The organism is Synechococcus sp. R6-10 (assembly GCF_047461815.1).
Lineage (GTDB): Bacteria > Cyanobacteriota > Cyanobacteriia > Thermostichales > Thermostichaceae > Thermostichus.
Genome location: NZ_JANSHW010000195.1, coordinates 1 through 1,640 on the forward strand (window position 1 = coordinate 1; position 1,640 = coordinate 1,640).

Consider the following 1,640-nt stretch of genomic DNA (forward strand, 5'->3'; position numbering starts at 1 on the left):
ACATCCCATGGAGAGAACCCTAGACCAGATTAACCAACGCATTGCCAAAGGCCAGGTGCGGGTGTGGACGGCCCTGGAAGCCAAAGCCAAGCTGGCCACCTTGGGGATCCAGGAAGCCTTTGAGCAGGTGGATGTGATCACCACCGGCACCTTTGAGCCAATGGAGTCTTCAGGAGCCATTGTGAACCTGGGCCATACGGATCCGCCCATCAAGATTCGCCAAGCTTGGCTGAACGGGGTACCGGCCTATGCCGGATTTGGCGCGGTGGATCTTTACCTGGGGGCAGCCCAACCCAGCGAGCAAGCGGATCAAGCCTATGGGGGCGGCCATGTCATTGCCGACCTGGTGGCGGGCAAGCGCGTCCATTTGCGGGCCATCGGCCAAGTGACCGATTGTTACCCCCGCGCCGACTACGAGACCACCCTGACTCGGGATCAGCTCAACCAGTTTTACCTGTTCAACCCCCGCAATGCCTACCAAAACTTCATCGTCGGGGTGAACGGCGGGGATCGGCCTTTGTACACCTACTTGGGTCTGTTGGAACCGCATCTGGGCAATGCCGTCTATTCCAACCCGGGAGAGCTATCCCCCTTGTTGAACGATCCCCTGTTGCGCCGGGTGGGGATCGGCAGCCGCATCTTTTTGGGAGGCGGCATCGGCTACGTCGCCTGGGAGGGCACCCAACACTTTCCGCTGCAAAAGCGATTGCCCAACCAAACTCCCATCGGCCCGGCGGCCACTCTAGCCCTGATTGGGGATGCCAAGCAAATGCAGGCGGAATGGGTGAGGGGCTGCTACTTCCGCAACTACGGCCCCAGCTTGATGTTGGGGGTCGGGATCCCCATCCCCATCCTTGCTCCTGCGGATTTGGAGGCCATTGCCATTCGGGATGAGGAGTTGGTTGCCCCCGTGATTGACTTTTCCATTCCCCGCCGGGTGCGGCCCACCTTTGGCTTAGTGAGCTATGCCCAACTCAAATCCGGCCAGATCACCCTCAATGGCCGCAAGATTCGCACCGCTCCCCTGGCCAGCTTGCGCCGCTCCATACAAATTGCCGAAATCCTCAAGCAGTGGATAGAAAGCGGCCAATTTACCCTCACCCAACCTGTCGCCCCCCTGCCCCTGGATCGGGAGTTTCTCCCCCAAAACCCTCTCAGGTGACGTCCTCCCCTCAATGAATTGGGGGCCTCCTCAAGCGGATGCACGCAGCGCTTTGGTTCGGGGACACCGTGCCTCCCTACTTTTGGGGTAAAGCGGCTCTCCAGAAGAACCGCTACCGGAATTCGCCCTGGCAGCAACTTCTCCAGGCAACCCCATCAACCCCACTTCAGGTGCTGTCTCAACAACTGAGCGTGCTGAGCCGATTGCCTCGCCCACAGGTCAGCTTGGGCAGGGCTGAGAGCTAGGCCCTCTGAGTAGCAGGCCAGCCAAGCTTGGTGTAAGGCTTCAGGATCGGTGGGCATCTCCTGCAGATCCCAGCCAGGCATGCCCAATTCCTGGAGCAGCGTTTTCACCTTGGGATCGTAGCTGAGACCAAAACAGGCGCAGCCCTCTGCCGCCGCCATCACCAATCCGTGGTAGCGCATGGTGATCGCCAGCCTGACACCCCGAAAGACTCCTTTCAATAGACAGGGATCCC

At 59.9% G+C, this 1,640-nt stretch carries 1 protein-coding gene and 1 pseudogene; one reads left to right on the top strand and one right to left on the bottom strand.

Annotated elements, in window-relative coordinates:
* Window positions 1–7: 7 nt before the first annotated feature.
* On the top strand, window positions 8–1,162 hold the full coding sequence (locus NW837_RS06190) for a homocysteine biosynthesis protein (protein ID WP_414329883.1): 1,155 nt from the start codon (window positions 8–10) through the stop codon (window positions 1,160–1,162).
* Between the two features lie 155 nt (window positions 1,163–1,317).
* On the opposite strand, the pseudogene NW837_RS06195 reads toward NW837_RS06190, so the two are convergent.
* A pseudogene (locus NW837_RS06195) lies at window positions 1,318–1,640 on the bottom strand (polysaccharide pyruvyl transferase CsaB); the annotation flags it as partial.

Excerpts from the sequence above, each read along its gene's own strand:
- NW837_RS06190 (WP_414329883.1), top strand. The coding sequence starts at position 8 with ATGGAGAGAACCCTAGACCAGATTAACCAACGCATTGCCAAAGGCCAG.